A 17,293-nucleotide genomic window follows, 5' to 3' on the forward strand; every position below is an offset into this window, starting at 1 on the left:
TGCAAGCTGACTCACCGGCTGGCCGGTCCGTGGATGTTGCGTCTTGGCCGGCGTCGGCTTCGGCCGGGCCGTCTGAGGTAGCCGGTAGCTCGTCGAGGGCGACGCGCGGCACCTGGCCAGCGGCGACCGGCTCCTGCCAACGTGCGGCGGCGAGCAGGGCAGGCCAGCCGACTGTGATCCAAGCAGCGGTCAGCGCGTGCGCTTGTCGATGAGGGCGGCCAAGCCGTCCAGGATGCGCTGCAGGCCGAACTCCCATGCCTGATCCTGCCCGTCGGACTGGGCTGTTGACGCGAGGGCCTCAGTGAGCGCGGGGAATCGCTCGCCGTGTGTCTGCATCAGAGCGCCAAGGATGGTGCCGAGCTGGGCCTCGGGGTTGCCCGCGGGGCCTGCTGCGCGGGCTTGCTGGGTGATGCCGCGTACGTGACCCACCAGCAGGACAGCCGCGTCCATCCGCTCGGCGCCGCTCAGCCCCGTGCCATCCAGGGCCGAGATGGCGTGCTCCAGCCAGGACAGTTCTCCAGGCCCCGGGATCCGTGGCCCGATGGTGGCGTCCAGCGCCCAGGGGTGCTGGCGAAACACGGTGAGCAGTTGGCGAGCCCATTCCTCCAGCTGTTCACGCCAGCCACCGCGCCGCGCCTTCGCCTCCGGGTAGGGGCCGATCGCGGCGTCCACCATCAGAGCGACCAACTCCGCCTTGCCTGGCACATACCGGTACAGCGCCATCTTGGTCACGCCCAGTTGGGCGGCGACCCGCTGCATGGACACCTCGGCCAATCCCTCCGCGTCGGCGATCTCGATCCCGGCCCGCGCGATGAGGTCCAGATCGAATTTTGGTCGGGGACCTCGCGCGGGCTTGGGGTGCGGTCCCCACAGCAGCCGCACCAACTCGGCGTGCTCGCCACCCATGTCTGCCACCCCTCCACCGGCCTTGCCGAACTAACTGTGTCTACGGTACACAGTAATTATTAGTGTCCATCGGACACAGTTTTAGAGCGGAGGAACCCGTGAACAGGAACGTCCTCATCTCCGGCGCGAGTATCGCCGGTCCGGCGCTGGCTTACTGGCTGGGACGCCACGGCTTCAGGCCCACGGTCGTCGAACTGGCCCCGGCCTTACGCAAGGGGGGCCAGGCCGTCGACTTCCGTGGTGAAACGCACCTGACCGTGTTGGAGCGCATGGGCCTGATCGCCGAGCTACGACTTATCCAGACCGGCGGCAGCCCGGTGCGCTTCGTCGACGAACTCGGCCGGACACTGCTGCATCTGCCAGCCGAGTTCGCCGGCGGCGAGATAGAGGTGCTCCGCGGAGACCTGGCCAAAGTGCTGTACGAACACAGCCTCCCCCACACCGAGTACATCTTCGGCGACTCGATCACCAGCCTCACGGAGACCTCCTCCGGCGTGCGGGTCGACTTCCAAAGCGGAGCCCCGCGCGACTTCGACCTGGTCATCGGCGCGGACGGGTTGCACTCCAACGTCCGTCGCCTCGCCTTCGGCCCGGAGGAGCGCTATGTGAGCCACCTCGGCTACTACGCCGCCACCTGGCAACTGCCCAACCACCTGGGCCTGGGAAAGGGCTCGATCGGGTACAACGTCCCGGGTCGGTTCGCCTCCGTCGGTGCCGACCACCGGGACCCGGCGCAGGCAGGGGCGTTCTTTGTATTCGCCGCGCCTGAGCTGTCGTACGACCGCCACGATCCCGAACAGCAGAAGCGTCTGATTGACAAGGCGTTCTCCGGCCTCGGCTGGGAGGTGCCCCGCCTGCTGAGCGCGCTGCACCAGGCCCCCGACCTGTACTTCGACTCGATCAGCCGGGCGGACGTGGATACCTGGTCGACGGGGCGAGTGTGCCTCGTCGGTGACGCCGCCTGCGGGGCCACCATCGGTGGCATGGGCACGGGAACCGCGGTCGTCGCCGCATACGTGCTGGCCGGCGAACTCGCGCGAGCCGAGGGCGACCATCGGGTGGCCTTCGCCCGGTACGAGAGCAGGCTCCGGAAGTACGCCAGGGGGTGTCAGGCAGGCGGCGGCCGCACCGGGAAGTTCCTCGCGCCCGGCACCACCGCCGGCATACGGTTCCGCAACACCGTCTTGTCCCGTCCTTTGTTCCTGAACGGAATGCTCAGGCTGGGGGAGAAAGTCAGCAGCACCGTGACCCTGCCCGACTATCCAGCCGACACCAGCCGCGTCAGCCGTTGATCGGCTACCTTGGCGACGCCCTGGGGCGTGGCGCGTTGAGGCGAGACATCAGTTCGCGGTTGGCCGCCCGGGCGGCGTCGAGGTCTTGGTCGCGTTTTTCGAGCTGGTTGGTCAGGTCCACCACCTGCTGTTCCAGGGACGTGATGCGGCGTTGAAGTTCCTCGATGTCGGTGGGCGTGCCGATACCGGATTCTGCCCAGACCCGTTCACCGAGCAAGGCGCTTAGCTTCTGCTCCAGTTGTCGGATATGAGTGGCCTGGCGGCTGAGGCGGTCATGAGCGTTGGCGAGGTCGGCCTTCAAGGAGTCACGGCTGACCTGCGGGCCGTTCGCATGAGTGCCGGGCGGGTTGCTGGCGGCAGCGTGGACCTGGCTGAGCAGGTCGCGGTGCCGGTAGAGAAAGGTGCGATCCACGCCAGCCGCGCGGGCCACTGCTGAGACGCTGATCTCGGACCCGTTCGCGTTGGCCGTCCGGAGAGCCTTGAGTACCCGTTCGCGGCGGCGGGCGGAGTCGGCTCGACGGCCTTGAATCATGGGGTTGGTCATGCGGGTCGCTCCGGTCGGACGTCGGGCAGGGGCTGTCGGATCCGGGGTAGGCCGAGGCCGACGAGGCCGTTGCGGGCGCGGCGGACAATCGTGACGGCTTCGAGGGTCTGAGCGTGGTCTTCCTCGGTGAGTTGGTCGAGCTCGCCGCGCACCCGGTCGATAAGGCGGCGGATGCGGCTGATCTCCTCGTCCGAGGGCATTGCCTCGTTCTTGGCCCAGGTGTCCGCGTCGACCACGGTCAGGAGGCGCTCCCGGTTGCGCAGCAGGTCGCCGAGGTATGACTCAAGGTCGGGCAGGTAGGAGACGTCGGTGCGGAAGTGCCCGCAGCCGACGCAGCGGAATCTGACCGGGCAGTCCTGGCCGCCAGCGGCGACGTTGCTGGGTTCGGTGCAGACCCCGTAGGGAACGGCTACTTCGCCGATGGCGCGGCGGGCGTGCTCGGAGTCCAGGAGTGCTTTTGCTTCCCGCCAGATCCGTTTGCCGTGGCGGTCGAACTGCATGGTGGTCACTCGCTCGACAGCCTCACGTAGGCGCTTCTCGCTGACCCGGTAGTAGCACTGGGTGGTGGTCATGTCCCGGTGATCCATGAGGTCTCGCAGGACATCCGGTGGGACGCCGGCGTCCGCGTGACGCTGGGCGAAACTGTGCCGGTAGGCGTAGAGGAAGATGCGCCCCTTGTCGAAGGGCAGCATTTTGGTGACCAGTTGGCCGCTGTCCTCGACCGCTGTAGGAACGGCGAGCTCGGGCAGCGAGGCGACCCAGCGCCTGTGACGGTTGCTGACCCAGTTCTCGCTGATGGGCTTGGTTCCGTCCGGGTTCATCACCGGCGAGGGCAGCAGCTTGAGCTCCCTGGGACGTGTCTGGGGGAACCGGTCACGGATTGCCTTCTGCTGCTTGGTGATCAGCGTGGCCGTCGCTTCGGAGATCGGCAGCCGACGTCCGAGTCGGTTGGCCTTGTGGTTGTCGTAGACCAGGACGGCTTTCCCGTCGTGCTCACGCCTGAGGCAGTCCCAGGGGAGGCGACAGATGTCCTCGGGGCGGCGACCGGTGTCGACCAGCAGCTCCACTGCGACGCGGACCTCCCCTTCGAGCTGGTCGAGGCAGGCACACAGGTGCTGGAGAACCTCGGCGGGCAGATCCCGTCCTGCCTCCTGGTCTTCAGGAAGATCCGGCATGTCCTCGCGGGTGAGGACGAAGTCGTCGGGGAGTCCATGCAGTGGGCGGCCGGGCCGGGTCAGGGCCAGGGTGCGCATCCGTCCCAGCACCTGTCGTGCCGCCTGGGCGTGACGGAAGCGGACCTGGCCGCTGATGACGTCCTGGGTCTGGAGATAGGCCAGCCGGTTCAGGAAGGCGGTGATGTCTGTCCGCTCAAGGAGCACAACGTCCCACTACACAAGGAGGACACCGAGAGAAGTGGACCTTCGTGACCGAGGCATGGACAGCGGGGCGTACGGGACGGTGCTGCGCTCCAAGGGGTTCTTCACACTGGCCACCCGTCCGCGGGTGACGGGCCTGTGGTCGCAGGCCGGTTCGGTGGCCCGCTTCGGGCCGTCCGCCGCCCGGGACACCGACGCGCCGTACGCGCAGGAGCTGGTGTTCATCGGCACGCATCTGGACGCGGACGCCCTGCGCGCGGCTCTCGACGGCTGCCTCCTGGCCGAAGGCGAGAGGGTGCCGGCCGACGATCCGTTCCCGGCGTGGGAGACCCACGGCGTCGACGAGGCCTGCGAGCACGAGCAGCGCCGCGTCGGCCACGGGCGGGAATCACCACGTCCCGTACGCGTTGAACACCGTGTGAGCTCTGCGATCGAAGCCGTCCGCTTCTCCGTCCTGGACCGCTCCCGCACCCGCGAGGGCCGCCCGCCCGCCGAGGCGCTGCGGGACACCGTGGCGCTGGCCCGGGAGGCCGAGGCGCTCGGGTACCACCGTTTCTGGGTGTCCGAGCACCATGGTGTGCCCGGCGTCGCGGGTTCCGCGCCGACCGTCCTCGCGGCCGCCGTCGCCGCCGCCACGGACACGATCCGGGTCGGCACGGGCGGGGTGATGCTGCCCAACCACCGGCCGCTGGTCGTGGCCGAGCAGTTCGGGGTGCTGGAGTCGCTGTTCCCCGGCCGGATCGACATGGGTCTGGGCCGTTCGGTGGGCTTCACCGACGGCGTGCGCCGGGCCCTGGGGCGCGACAAGGACGACGCCGAGGACTTCGCGGCCCAGCTGCGGGAGCTGCTCGGCTGGTTCCGGGGCACCTCGCCGACCGGGGTGCGCGCGCGACCCGCCGAGGGCCTGAGCGTGCCGCCGTTCGTGCTGGCCATGGGCGAGGGGGCGCGCATCGCGGCGGAGGCGGGCCTGCCGATGGTCATCGGTGACCTGCGCGACCGCGACCGGATACGGCGCGGCATCGACCGCTACCGGGACCGCTTCCGTCCCTCCCCGTGGGCGGCCGAGCCGTACGTCGTCGTCTCGGGCACCGTCGCCGTGGCCCGGACGGCCGAGGAGGCCCGTCGGCTGCTGGTCCCGGAGGCCTGGTCGATGGCGTATGCGCGCACCCACGGCACCTTCCCGCCGCTGCCGCCGGCCGAGGACGTCGAACGGCGGACGATGACCGCCAAGGAACGCGAGTTCTACACGTCCGGTCTCACGGGCCACATCGCCGGCACCGACGAGCAGGTCGCTCAGGAGCTGGAGACCCTGGTGAAGGAGACGGAGGCCCAGGAGATCCTGGTCACGACCAGCACCCATGATCGTGGTGCGCTGCTGGACTCCTACCGGCGGCTGGCCGGCATCGTGAACCCGGTGGGCAACCTGCCCTCGGTCGGGCCGTCCTGACGCCCCAGAGGTCAGTCGTTCACGTCCGAGCGGCCGGAGCTGCGGCTTCCACGCCCGGCCACGCTCAGCAGCTCGCCGGCCGCCCGGAAGACGGCAGCCACCACGCGCACCCAGCGCGGGCCGCCCCGCGCCGCCCACACCACGCAGACGCACCCGCCCACGACGAGCGCGAGCAGGCACGACACAACGAGCAGTTCCATGGAGATCCCCGGTCACCGTTCTCACCATCACGGTCGGCGCCATCTTCGCAGCACGGCCGGCAAGCCCTACGCCCGCCCCCGTCGCTGCTCGCGCCAGGCCCGGTAGTGGTCCACGAGGGTCTCCTCGACCGGGCGGTAGGTGAGGCCCAGTTCCTCGACGCCACGGCGGTTGTCGACACGGAAGCGGATGCCGAGGTGCCCCCGGATGTAGTCCTGGGTGAGGCCGAAGGCGGGGCCGAGGAAGCGGACCGGCCAGTGCGGGAGGGCGGTGCGGGGCAGGCGCGGGGAGCGGGGGTGGTGGGCGCGCAGGATCCTCGCCATCTCGTGGAACGACGTCATCTCCGGGGCGGCGACGATGTACCGGCCGTGCGCCTCGGGCCGTTCCGCCGCCGCGATGTGGGCGGCCGCCACGTCGCGCACGTCGGCCGTGGTGAAGCTGAAGTCGGGGGCGCCGTAGAAGAAGTACCCCTTGAACAGCTCGTCCAGGAGGAACAGGCTGCCGGAGTCCGAGGCCGGGGTGAGGGACGGGCCCAGGATCAGGCCGGGGTTGACGGAGACCATGTCCCAGCGGTCCTGGGCGTGCGCCGCCTCCCAGGCCGCCCGCTCGGCGACCGTCTTGGCGTAGTGGTAGGGGTTGTTCTCCACGGTGCTCGTGGTGTTGAAGTACTTCTCCGACAGCGTCCGGTCGTCCATCTCCAGGACGTCGGCGTAGTCACCGAAGATCGCCCCGACGGTGGAGGTGAACACCAGCCGTTCCACGGTCTCCGTGCGGTCGATGCCGGCCAGGACGTTGCGGGTGCCGCGCAGTGCCGGTTCCACCATGTCGCGGCGGCCGTCCTTGATCTTCTCCGGCATCAGGAAGGGCGAGGCCACATGGAAGACGACGGCGCAGCCCTTCATCGCCTCGTCGAAGGAGCCGTCCTCGAGGAGGTCCGCCTCGAAGAGGTCGAGGCGGCCCGGGTGCGCGGCCCGCATCGCGTGCAGGGGCCGCAGTTTCGCCGCGCTCGCGGTGGGGCGCACCGTGGTGCGCACCCGGTGGCCGCGCTCCAGCAGCTGCTGTACGAGGTGCGCGGCGACGAAGCCGCTGCCACCGGTCACCAGGACCGGCCGGCCGGCCGGGGTTGCACTCACGCGCGCGCTCCTCGGGAGGGTCGGGTACCGGGTCGAGATCTGTCATGATCGCACCATCACCGGTCGACCGACCCTCGCCCACGAGGAATTCGCCGCAGGCGGCCGGCTGGACGCGTACGTCAACTCCCCCTGCCGGTCGGTCGAGAGCGCCCGGGACGGCGAGTCACCGGCCGCCCGCCTCGACGCGGCCGACCGCCCGGGCCTCCTGCGGGAGTCCCTCTTCGCCCTGGACCGCCGGCCCCGCCCCCGCGACACCTGCCTCCGCTGGGAAGTCGCCCACCAGCCGCTGCCGGGCCGGCCCGCTCCCGCCCTCCTCGGCCCGCCGGAGCACATCGCCTCGACCGCCGACCCGCACGCCCGGCGAGCCCGGGTTCGGACAGCGGCCCGCTCGGCCGGCCACGGCGAGGTCCTGGACGGCTGAGGAGAGGACCTGCTCCTCGTGCGGCCGGGCGGCGGGCAGGGTCCACGCCCCGGCGGCCGCGGCCAGGCTCCTGCGATCGGGATGGGCCGTCGGGGGGATCGGCGGGCCCGCCTCCACCTCCGCCACGAGGTGCCGGGCCGTCGCGACGCGCCACAGGGAGGCGAGGAGGGAGTCGTCGCCGACGAAGGCGGGGGTCGTGCTGGCGGTGCCGTCGGCGGAGCGGTAGCGGATGCGGACCGGCTGGACGGGGGCGCCCGCGTCCAACGCGGCCTGGAAGACGGCCCGTCGGAAGTGGCCCTGCGCGCGGCCGCACCAGGTGCTGCCCTCGGGGAACACCGCGACGGCCTGCCCGGCACGCAGCGCGGCGGCGAGCCGGGCGACCGTGCCGGGCAGCGCGCGCAGCCGGTCGCGGTCGATGAACAGGGCGCCGCCGCGCTCGGCGAGCGCTCCCGCGACGGGCCACTGCCGCACCTCGGTCTTGGCGAGCATCCGGGCCGGCCGGACGGCGGCCAGCAGCGGGATGTCCAGCCAGGAGATGTGGTTGGCGACCAGCAGCAGTCCGCCGGCGGGTGCGGGCGTCCCCGTGACACGGACCCGCACGCCCGCCGCCCGCACGACCGCCCGGCTCCACCGCCGTACCACCGCGGCCGGGATCCTCCCGCTCGTCCGGGTGGCCCCCCGGCCGAGCGGCGACAGGAGGATCCCGGTGAGGACGAGCAGCACCACGGCGGCCAGCCGCAGCACTGCCCGCGGTACGGCGGTCAGGGACGCCGTCGCCTCCACGCATGCCCTCGGGGTGCAGGGCGCGCTGGGCAGCCAGACGCTCATCAGGCCGGGACGAGGGAGAGGAAGTGCCGCAGATAGCGCGGGTTGACCCGGCGCATCGACAGCAGCACGTACAGGTCGGCGACGCCGAAGTCGGTGTCGTGTGCGGGTTCCCCGCACACCCAGGCGCCGAGGCGGAGGTAGCCGCGCAGCAGGGCGGGCAGTTCGGTGCGGGCGGGCGGCGGGACGTCGGCCCGCGGCACCCACGGCAGCAGCGGCCGGACCCGGTACTCCTCCGGCGCCAGGTGCTTGTCGCGCACCCGCTCCCAGGCGCCGGCCGCGAGGGCGCCGCCGTCGGCGAGCGGGATCGAGCAGCAGCCGGCCAGCCACTCGTGGCCGTGGTCCACCATGTAGCGGGCGATCCCGGCCCAGATGAGGCCGATGACGGCGCCGTCGCGGTGGTCGGGGTGCACACAGGAGCGGCCGACCTCGACGAGGCCGGGCCGGATGCCGTCGAGCGGGGCCAGGTCGAACTCGCCCTCCGAGTACAGCCGCCCGGCGACCGCGGCACGCTCCGGCGGGAGCAGCCGGTAGGTGCCGACGACCTGCCCGGTGTCGGCGTCGCGGACCAGCAGGTGGTCGCAGTAGGCGTCGAAGGGGTCGATGTCGAGGCCGGGCTGGGCGGAGGTGAGCAGCGCGCCCATCTCCCCGGCGAAGACGTCGTGCCGCAGGCGCTGCGCGGCCCGCACATCGGCCTCGTCGCGGGCGAGGGAGACGGTGTAGCGGACGGGGGCCGTGGACTGCGGGGGACGATCGAGCGTGGAAACGCCGGTCATGGCTTACTCCTGGACACGCACGAAGGGGGACGGAGCGGTACCCCCTGTTTCTTCCGACGCCGGTTGGCGCCCACGTGACCGGTGCCCGGAGAGCGGATGTGGGAATGCTGAATGCCAGGCGCTCGGGCGTGTCGTGCCGCGGCCCCGCCCGGAGAGCCAGACGGGGCCGGGGATGAGCACCACTCCCGGCCCCGCCCGTCCACCGTCTCGGCGAACGTTCCGTGTGCCCCGCTACCGCTTCACCTTCCGCGTGGCCCGCAGCCATTCCTTGTTCATCCCGGTGATGGACACCAGCGGGATGCCCTTGGGGCAGGCGGTGGCGCACTCGCCGGTGAGGGTGCAGCCGCCGAAGCCCTCCTCGTCCATCTGCGCCACCATGTCCAGCACCCGGGTCTCGCGTTCGGGCGCGCCCTGCGGCAGCACGTTGAGGTGGTTGATCTTGGCGGAGGTGAACAGCATCGCGGCGCCGTTGGGGCAGGCGGCCACGCACGCCCCGCAGCCGATGCACTCCGCGTGCTCGAAGGCGAAGTCGGCGTCCGGCTTCGGTACGGGTGTGGCGTGGGCCTCGGGCGCGGAGCCGGTCGGCGCGGTGATGTAGCCGCCCGCCTGGATGATCCGGTCGAACGCCGACCGGTCGACGACCAGGTCCTTGATCACGGGGAACGCCGACGCCCGCCACGGCTCGATGTCGATCGTGTCGCCGTCCCGGAAGGACCGCATGTGCAGTTGGCAGGTCGTGGTGCGCTCCGGCCCGTGCGCGTCGCCGTTGATGACGAGCGAGCACGCGCCGCAGATGCCCTCACGGCAGTCGTGGTCGAAGGCGACCGGGTCCTCGCCCTTGAGGATGAGCTCCTCGTTGAGCGTGTCGAGCATCTCCAGGAACGACATGTCGGGCGAGACGCCGTCCACCTCGTACGTGGACATGGCGCCGTCGGCGTCGGCGTTCTTCTGCCGCCAGACGCGCAGGGTGAGCTTCATGCGTAGCTCCGCTGGGTGGGGTGGACGTACTCGAAGACCAGGTCTTCCCTGTGCAGGACGGGCGCCGCTCCGGTGCCGGTGAACTCCCAGGCGGCGGCGTAGGCGAACTCGTCGTCCTTGCGGGCCGCCTCGCCGTCCGCCGTCTGCGACTCCTCACGGAAGTGGCCGCCGCAGGACTCGGCGCGGTGCAGCGCGTCGAGGCACATCAGTTCGGCCAGTTCGAGGTAGTCGACGACGCGGTTGGCCTTCTCCAGGGACTGGTTGAACTCCTCGCCGGTGCCGGGCACCTTGATGCGCCGCCAGAACTCCTCGCGGATCTGCGGGATGCGCTCCAGTGCCTTGCGCAGTCCGGAGTCGCTGCGGGCCATGCCGCAGAACTCCCACATCAGCTCGCCGACTTCGCGGTGGAAGGAGTCGGGGGTGCGGTCGCCGTCGACGGACAGCAGCAGGTTGAGGCGGTCCTGGGTCTCCGCCAGCGCCTCCTGCACGACCGGGTGTTCGGCGCTCACCTCACCCTGGTGCGGGTTGCGGGCGAGGTAGTCGTTGATGGTCGCCGGCAGCACGAAGTAGCCGTCGGCCAGGCCTTGCATGAGCGCGGAGGCGCCGAGCCGGTTGGCGCCGTGGTCGGAGAAGTTGGCCTCTCCGATCGCGAACAGGCCGGGGACGGTGGTCTGGAGGTCGTAGTCGACCCACAGTCCGCCCATCGTGTAGTGCACGGCCGGGTAGATCCGCATCGGCACCTCGTACGGATCCTCGTCGGTGATCCGCTGGTACATGTCGAAGAGGTTGCCGTACTTCGCCTCGACGGCCTTGCGGCCCATCCGCTTGATGGCGTCGGCGAAGTCCAGGTACACGCCCTGTCCGCCGGGGCCCACCCCCCTGCCCTCGTCGCAGACGTTCTTGGCGGCGCGCGAGGCGATGTCGCGCGGGACGAGGTTGCCGAAGGAGGGGTAGATGCGCTCCAGGTAGTAGTCGCGCTCGTCCTCGGGGATCTGGTGCGCGGGGCGGGTGTCGCCCTTGGCCTTCGGCACCCAGATCCGGCCGTCGTTGCGCAGCGACTCGCTCATCAGCGTCAGCTTCGACTGGTGGTCGCCGGTGCGCGGGATGCAGGTGGGGTGGATCTGCGTGAAGCACGGGTTGGCGAACCAGGCGCCACGGCGGTGCGCCCGCCAGATGGCGGTGGCGTTGGAGTTCATGGCGTTCGTCGACAGGTAGAAGACGTTGCCGTAGCCGCCGCTGGCGAGGACGACGGCGTCCGCGAAGTACGTGTCGATCCGGCCGGTGATCAGGTCCCGGGCCACGATCCCGCGCGCCCGCCCGTCGACGACGATCAGGTCGAGCATCTCGGTGCGCGGGTGCAGCTCGACGTTGCCCGCCGCGATCTGCCGGCTGAGCGCCTGGTAGGCGCCGAGGAGGAGCTGCTGCCCCGTCTGGCCGCGGGCGTAGAAGGTACGGGAGACCTGGACGCCGCCGAAGGAGCGGGTGTCGAGCAGACCGCCGTACTCGCGGGCGAACGGGACGCCCTGCGCGACGCACTGGTCGATGATCTCGACGGAGATCTGCGCGAGCCGGTGGACGTTGGACTCGCGGGCCCTGAAGTCACCGCCCTTGACCGTGTCGTAGAACAGGCGGTGGACGGAGTCGCCGTCGTTGCGGTAGTTCTTCGCCGCGTTGATGCCGCCTTGCGCGGCGATGGAGTGGGCGCGGCGCGGGGAGTCCTGGTAGCAGAACTGGACGACGTGGTAGCCCTGTTCGGCGAGGGTGGCGCCGGCGGAGCCGCCGGCGAGGCCGGTGCCGACGACGATGACGGTGTGCTTGCGGCGGTTGGCGGGGTTGACCAGCTTGGCCTCGAAGCGGCGCTTGTCCCAGCGTTCGGCGACGGGGCCGGAGGGGGCCTTGGCGTCGACGACGGGTTCGCCGGTCGTGTAGTCGGTGTAGGTCATCTTCAGCTCACCACTCCGGTCATGACGCCCACGGGGACGGCGATGAAGCCGGCCGTGAGCAGCAGCGCGAGGACGTCGGCGACGGCCTTCAGGGCGCGGTCTCGGGTGCGACTGCCGACGCCGAGGGTCTGGGCGGCGCTCCAGAAGCCGTGCCGGACGTGCAGGCCGAGGGCGAGCATCGCGACGATGTAGACGACGTTGCCGTACCAGGTGGAGAAGGTGTCCACGACGTTCTGGTACGGGTGGCCCTCCTGGAAGCCGCCCGGGTGGACGGTGCCGGTCGTCAGGTCGAGGATGTGCCAGACGATGAACAGGCCGAGGATGATCCCGCCCCAGCGCATGGTGCGCGTCGCGTAGCTCGCCCGCGGCTTCTTGTGCACGTACTTGCTGGGGCGTGCCTTGATGTCACGGCGGCTGAGCTGGTAGGCGGAGACGGCGTGTGCGACGACCGCGACGAGCAGGACGACGCGGATCAGCCAGAGCGTCCACTCGTAGTGCATGAACGGTTCGCCGACCGTGCGCAGCCAGTGGGCGTAGTGGTTGAACTCGCCGGGCCCGAAGAAGATCTTCAGGTTGCCGATCATGTGGACGACCAGGTACAGCAGCATGATCAGGCCGCTGACGGCCATCACCGTCTTCTTGCCGACGGAGGAGTCCCACACGGTGCGCGCCATCGACGGCCGTCGGTCCGTCCGCGTTGCCAGAGCCATGGCACAGGACGCTAGAGCCGTCCCACCCCATCAGTCCAAGACATGGTACGGCTGGATTCGATAGGGCAGGCCTATCATGGCTGGATGCAGTTCCAGCAGCTCCAGTACTTCGTGGCGGTCGCCGAGACGCGGCACTTCACCCGGGCCGCCGAGCTCGTGCATGTCGCGCAGCCGTCGTTGTCCCAGCAGATCAAGGCGCTGGAGCGGGAGTTGGGGGCGGATCTGTTCCTGCGGGCGCGGGGCAACATCACCCTCACCGACGCCGGGGAGGCGCTGCTGCCGCTGGCCCGCCGGATCCTCGCGGACACCGAGACCGCGCGGTACGAGGTGCAGGAGCTGGTGCAGCTGCGCAGCGGCCGGGTGCGGCTCGGCGCGACCCCGAGTCTGTGCACGGGTCTGCTGCCGGACGTGCTGCGTGCCTTCCACGACCGGTACCCCGGCATCCGGCTGCTGATCGAGGAGGGCGGCTCGCACGACCTGGTGCGCGAGCTGGCCCGTGGCGCACTCGACCTGGCCCTGGTCGTCCTGCCGCTGCCCACGCCCTCCCCCGCCCTGACGACGGTGGAGCTGCTGCGGGAGGACCTGGTGGTCGTCTCCTCCCCGGAGGCCACGCGTCCGGGCCACGGCCGCCGTACGGTCCGTATCGCCGACCTGGAGGGCGAACGCCTGGTGATGTTCCGCCACGGCTACGACCTGCGGGAACTGACCGTCGCGGCCTGCCGTGCCGAGGGGTTCGAGCCGGACTTCGCGGTGGAGGGCGGGGAGATGGACGCGGTGCTGGGGTTCGTGCGGGCGGGGCTGGGGGTCGCCGTCGTACCGCGCATGGTCGCCGCGCGCTCCGGGCGGGGCCTTAGGGTCACCCCGCTGGCCCGCCCCGGGCTGCACCGGACGATCGCCCTGGCCCACCGCAGCGATGTGGCTCCGCCTCGGGCGGCTCGGGAGTTGCAGCGGATGCTGCTGGAGCGGTGAGGGTCCCTTGCGGGGCCTGTTGCCGCCGTTTCGGATGCGCGCCGTCGCGGACCGCGCGGGCGCGTGGGGGCCGGTCGCGCAGTTCCCCGCGCCCCTGGCGGGTCCGCCCGGCCCTCGGCCGGCCGTGAAGGCACGCCGCGGGGCCGGCGGACGGGGTGGTCAGGGGTTGGGGCGGCTGTGGCGGTCGGCTGCCGCGGAGCGGATGGCGTTCAGGGGGATGTGGGCCTGGGCGCAGAGCGTGGCCAGGTCGAAGTAGATCGTCTCGCCTGCCATCCGGCCGTCCCGGAAGGGGACGACGTTGGCGAAGGGCACCTCGAAGGCGCCGCCTCCCGGGGGGACGCCGAGCCAGTCCCCGCGGCTGGTGCCGCGCAGAGTTCCCCACACGGCGATGACGTCGTCGCCGTAGGTGATCCCCTCGTCCTCGGGGGTGAGGTCGGGGAACGCCGTGAAGTACTGCTGCTGGTAGGCGGCGCGCACCGCGTCCCTGCCCTGGCTGCGCAGCCCGAGCGCCTTCGTCTCGAGGAAGCAGTCCGTGACGAACGTGCGGAGAATGCCGTCGATGTCCCGCGCCGCCTCCGCCTCCCGGTGGGTCTCGAAGAGGCGGCGCATCTCGGTGGTGTCCATACCCGCGCTCCCTGCGACCGGGCCCGGTCGGGTCCTCTTCCCCGATCGTAGGAAGCGGCCGGCGGGCGGGCCACCGGGACGGGTGCGCCCGCCCGGCGCTCAGCCCGTCGCGTCCGCCATGGCCAGCTCGTGCAGCCGCTCCGGCGGGCCCGGGCGGGCGTAGTACCAGCCCTGGGCCGTGTCGCAGCCCAGTATCCGCAGCTGCTCGGCCTGGGCCCCGGTCTCCACGCCCTCCACGGTGACCGCGAGGTCGAGGCTGTGGGCGAGTGAGACGATCCCCTCGACGATCTTCAGGTCGACGGGGTCGGCCGGGAATTGCTGCATGCTCTGGGTGAAGGACCGATCCAGCTTGAGCACGCTCACCGGCAGCCGGCGCAGGTTGGCGAGGTTGGAGTAGCCGGTGCCGAAGTCGTCCAGGGCGATGTCGACGCCCATCTCCGCGAGCCGGCGCAGCGGCTTGAGCAGATCGTCGTCGGCGCCGATCAGGGCCGACTCGGTGACCTCCAGGCACAGCGCCTCGGGCTCGACGCCCGCGCGCTCCAGGATGTCGACGGTGTCCTGCACCAGCCCGGGGTGCGTGAGCTGGCACGGCGAGAGGTTGACGTTGATGCGCAGGGGGGTCGTCTCCCCGTTGCGTTCTCGCCACGCGCGGGCCTGCCGCACCGAGTGCTCCAGCACCCAGCGGCCCAGCGGAACGATCAGCCCGGTGCGCTCGGCGAGCGGGATGAACCGGTCGGGGCCGAGCACCCCGTGCTGCGGGTGCAGCCAGCGCACCAGGGCCTCCGCGCCGCGCACACTGCCGTCACCGAGGTGCACCAGCGGCTGGTACTCGATGAAGAACTCGCCCCGCTCCAGCGCGGCCGGCAGGGCCGTGGTCAGCCCGTGGCGGGTGATCGCGCGGGCGTCGGCCTCGGCGTCGGCCAGTTCGAAGCGGTTGCCGCCCGCCGACTTCGCCCGGTACATCGTGATGTCCGCGCTGCGCAGCACCTCCGCCGCGCTGCGCTCCCCCGCCGCGCCCTCCACGATGCCGATGCTGCCGCGCACGGTCAGCTCCCGGCCGTCGATCCGCACGGGCGTGATGAGGGCGTTCATGATGCGCGCGGCCAGGTCGTCGACCTCGCGGCGGGTGTCGGGGCCGGTGGTCAGCGCCACGAACTCGTCGCCGCCGAGCCGGGCGACCATCTCGCCGGGCGCCGTCGCGCAGGACTGGAGCCGGTCCGCGACCTCCACCAGCAGCCGGTCGCCGGCCGCGTGGCCGAGGCTGTCGTTGATGGTCTTGAAACCGTCCAGGTCGAGGTAGCACAGGCCGAAGCGCTGCTCCTTCCCGGCGGCCAGCACCTTCTCCAGCCGTTCGAAGAACAGCGTGCGGTTGGGCAGGCCGGTGAGGGCGTCGTGGGTGGCCTCGTAGCGCAGCCGCAGGTTGAGCAGGCGCCGCTCGGTGGTGTCCTCCATCAGCGCCAGCTGGTACTGCGGCCGGCCGTCGGCGTCCCGCAGCAGGGAGACCGTCAGATTCGTCCACAGGACCGTTCCGTCAGGGCGGTAGAACGCCTTCTCCACGTGGTAGTGCTCGCGTTCGCCGCGCACCAGCTCCTCGTAGAGCTTCCACACCTGAGGCGCGTCCTCGGCGTGCGTCCACTCGCGGACGTTGCGGCCGCGCACGGTCTGCTCGCCGCCGCCGAACATGCGCATCATCGCCCCGTTGATCTGCAGGACGTTGCCTTCCAGGTCGGCGATGCCGATCCCTATGGCGGCGCCCTCGAAGACGGCGCGGAAGCGGGCCTCGCTGGCATGCAGCGCCTGCGCCACCACGCCCTGCGCCTGCAACGCCGCCTGGGCGATGGCCTCCTGCTCGGCGAGCGTGCGGGCGCGCAGCGCCTGCGCGTACCCGGCGGCCATGGCGTGCTGGAGCCGGGAACAGCGTGTGCGCAGGTCCTCCTGCGGTCCGTCCTCGCCGCAGTACAGCACCAGGTAGGCGTCGACGCAGTCCAGGCTGGCGCTGAGCGCGTCCGGGTCGGTGCAGTGCGCGTCGACCAGCGCCGCGCCGACCGCCTTTGCGGCCTCGGCGTCGAAGGCCCGGGCCCGCAGCGCCTCACTCAGCCGCCGGGCCAGCGGCAGCAGTCGCTCCTCGAACTCCGGCCGGGTCAGCGACGTCGACGTCACCGGGAACACCGCCCGGCTCCAGATCGTCGCGAACCGGCGCAGTCTGTCCTCCGGCCCGTCCGGCTCGGCGATCACGAAGTACGCCCCACGCCCGCGAAACCGGAGAAGGCGTACGGATCCTCGTCCTCCGGTGCCGTCTCCGGCCGCCAGTGCGGCATCGGCACCAGTCCCGGTTCCACCATGTCGTACCCCTCGAAGAACCGCGCGATCTTCTCACGCGAGCGCATGATCAGCGGGTTGCGAATGTCCTTGTATACGTCCACCGCGCCCTCGGCCTCCCGCTGCGGCAAAGGGATTCCCTCGTACGAGGCATGGGTGAGGACGAGCAGGCTGCCGGGTGCGAGCGCGGCGGTCAGCTCGGCGACGGCCGCGTACGGGTCGTCCTCGTCCTCCACGAAGTGCAGTACGGCGACGAGGAGCAGGGCCACCGGCCGGTCCAGGTCGAGGAGTCGTCCGACCTGGGGGCTGGTGAGGATGTCCTGCGGCTTGCGCAGGTCGGCGGCGACGACGTCCGCGTCGGCGTCGTCCGCCAGCACCGTCTGGCTGTGCGCGACGGCCACCGGGTCGTGGTCGACGTAGACGACGCGGGCGCCGGGCCCGGTGGCCCGGGCCACCTCGTGGACGCTGCCGAAGGTGGGGATGCCCGAACCGACGTCCAGGAACTGGGTGATGCCCCGGCCGATCGCGTACCGCACCGCGCGCCGGGTGAACGCCCGGTTCGCCTGGGCGATCTTGGGGAGTCCCGGCATGAACTCCATGGCCCTGCGGGCCGCTTCCCGGTCTACCTCGAAGTTGTGCGAACCGCCCAGGTAGTAGTCGTAGATCCGCGAGACACTGGGCACGGAGATGTCGATGCTCCGTGGGGCCCAGGCGGGTCGCTCCATCTCTCTCTCCAAGGCGTAGGCGATCCGGTGTTCGAGCAGAGGCTACTGATCGCCCGCCAAAGGGGCGAGCGGAAACGGAAATTGACCGTCCGTTCCCGGTCACTGCC

16 protein-coding genes and 1 pseudogene are annotated in these 17,293 nt (G+C 71.2%); 4 read left to right on the forward strand and 13 right to left on the reverse strand.

Features of this window, described 5'->3' with window-relative positions; all coding sequences use genetic code 11:
* Positions 1-189: 189 nt before the first annotated feature.
* Complete coding sequence (locus ALMP_RS31775) at positions 190-906, reverse strand: TetR/AcrR family transcriptional regulator (protein WP_264934696.1); 717 nt, start codon at positions 904-906, stop codon at positions 190-192.
* Between the two features lie 98 nt (positions 907-1,004).
* On the opposite strand from ALMP_RS31775, the gene ALMP_RS31780 reads away from it, so the two are divergent.
* Positions 1,005-2,198, forward strand: a complete 1,194-nt coding sequence (locus tag ALMP_RS31780) for an FAD-dependent monooxygenase (protein WP_264934697.1) — start codon at positions 1,005-1,007, stop codon at positions 2,196-2,198.
* 4 nt (positions 2,199-2,202) lie between these two features.
* Here ALMP_RS31780 and ALMP_RS31785 read toward each other — a convergent pair whose 3' ends face one another.
* Both ALMP_RS31785 and ALMP_RS31790 read right to left on the reverse strand, forming a co-directional pair.
* On the reverse strand, positions 2,203-2,742 hold the full coding sequence (locus ALMP_RS31785) for a DUF6262 family protein (RefSeq protein WP_264934698.1): 540 nt from the start codon (positions 2,740-2,742) through the stop codon (positions 2,203-2,205).
* On the reverse strand, positions 2,739-4,121 hold the full coding sequence (locus tag ALMP_RS31790) for a site-specific integrase (protein ID WP_264934699.1): 1,383 nt from the start codon (positions 4,119-4,121) through the stop codon (positions 2,739-2,741). The genes ALMP_RS31785 and ALMP_RS31790 overlap by 4 nt, the downstream gene beginning before the upstream one ends.
* A 55-nt stretch (positions 4,122-4,176) precedes the next feature.
* Here ALMP_RS31790 and ALMP_RS31795 point away from each other — a divergent pair.
* Both ALMP_RS31795 and ALMP_RS31800 read left to right on the forward strand, forming a co-directional pair.
* Positions 4,177-4,383 (forward strand): annotated as a pseudogene (locus tag ALMP_RS31795) (GTP-binding protein); the annotation flags it as partial.
* 153 nt (positions 4,384-4,536) lie between these two features.
* Positions 4,537-5,565, forward strand: a complete 1,029-nt coding sequence (locus ALMP_RS31800; RefSeq protein ID WP_264934764.1) for an LLM class flavin-dependent oxidoreductase — start codon at positions 4,537-4,539, stop codon at positions 5,563-5,565.
* A gap of 11 nt (positions 5,566-5,576) precedes the next feature.
* Here ALMP_RS31800 and ALMP_RS31805 read toward each other — a convergent pair whose 3' ends face one another.
* From ALMP_RS31805 to ALMP_RS31835, 7 genes are all read right to left on the reverse strand, one after another.
* Positions 5,577-5,765 carry a hypothetical protein gene (locus tag ALMP_RS31805; RefSeq protein WP_264934700.1) on the reverse strand — a complete coding sequence of 63 codons (189 nt, stop codon included), beginning with the start codon at positions 5,763-5,765 and terminating at the stop codon, positions 5,577-5,579.
* Between the two features lie 66 nt (positions 5,766-5,831).
* Positions 5,832-6,896: an NAD-dependent epimerase/dehydratase family protein gene (locus ALMP_RS31810; RefSeq protein WP_264934701.1), complete on the reverse strand. Its 1,065-nt coding sequence runs from the start codon at positions 6,894-6,896 to the stop codon at positions 5,832-5,834.
* Between the two features lie 163 nt (positions 6,897-7,059).
* On the reverse strand, positions 7,060-8,145 hold the full coding sequence (locus ALMP_RS31815) for a 1-acyl-sn-glycerol-3-phosphate acyltransferase (protein WP_264934703.1): 1,086 nt from the start codon (positions 8,143-8,145) through the stop codon (positions 7,060-7,062).
* Positions 8,145-8,918 (reverse strand): GNAT family N-acetyltransferase, encoded by a 774-nt coding sequence (locus ALMP_RS31820; protein WP_264934704.1) that lies wholly within the window; start codon positions 8,916-8,918, stop codon positions 8,145-8,147. The genes ALMP_RS31815 and ALMP_RS31820 overlap by 1 nt, the downstream gene beginning before the upstream one ends.
* Positions 8,919-9,149: 231 nt before the next feature.
* Entirely contained in the window at positions 9,150-9,896 is a 747-nt protein-coding gene (locus ALMP_RS31825; RefSeq protein WP_264934706.1) for a succinate dehydrogenase/fumarate reductase iron-sulfur subunit, read from the reverse strand.
* Positions 9,893-11,839: a fumarate reductase/succinate dehydrogenase flavoprotein subunit gene (locus ALMP_RS31830; RefSeq protein ID WP_264934708.1), complete on the reverse strand. Its 1,947-nt coding sequence runs from the start codon at positions 11,837-11,839 to the stop codon at positions 9,893-9,895. Before ALMP_RS31830 ends, ALMP_RS31825 begins: the two co-directional genes overlap by 4 nt.
* 2 nt (positions 11,840-11,841) lie before the next feature.
* Entirely contained in the window at positions 11,842-12,513 is a 672-nt protein-coding gene (locus ALMP_RS31835; protein WP_264934766.1) for a succinate dehydrogenase, read from the reverse strand.
* A 120-nt stretch (positions 12,514-12,633) separates the two neighbouring features.
* Here ALMP_RS31835 and ALMP_RS31840 point away from each other — a divergent pair, with 120 nt between their 5' ends.
* Complete coding sequence (locus ALMP_RS31840; protein WP_264934710.1) at positions 12,634-13,518, forward strand: LysR family transcriptional regulator; 885 nt, start codon at positions 12,634-12,636, stop codon at positions 13,516-13,518.
* A gap of 159 nt (positions 13,519-13,677) precedes the next feature.
* Here the strand turns inward: ALMP_RS31840 and ALMP_RS31845 are convergent, their stop codons facing one another.
* The 3 genes from ALMP_RS31845 to ALMP_RS31855 form a co-directional block, all read right to left on the reverse strand.
* Positions 13,678-14,142, reverse strand: a complete 465-nt coding sequence (locus ALMP_RS31845) for an ester cyclase (protein ID WP_264934712.1) — start codon at positions 14,140-14,142, stop codon at positions 13,678-13,680.
* 99 nt (positions 14,143-14,241) lie between these two features.
* Entirely contained in the window at positions 14,242-16,377 is a 2,136-nt protein-coding gene (locus ALMP_RS31850) for a bifunctional diguanylate cyclase/phosphodiesterase (RefSeq protein ID WP_264934714.1), read from the reverse strand.
* A complete protein-coding gene (locus tag ALMP_RS31855; protein WP_264934716.1) occupies positions 16,374-17,186 on the reverse strand; it encodes an SAM-dependent methyltransferase in 813 nt (270 codons plus the stop codon). Before ALMP_RS31855 ends, ALMP_RS31850 begins: the two co-directional genes overlap by 4 nt.
* Positions 17,187-17,293 lie beyond the last annotated feature (107 nt).

The organism is Streptomyces sp. A012304, assembly GCF_026008495.1.
Lineage (GTDB): Bacteria > Actinomycetota > Actinomycetes > Streptomycetales > Streptomycetaceae > Streptomyces.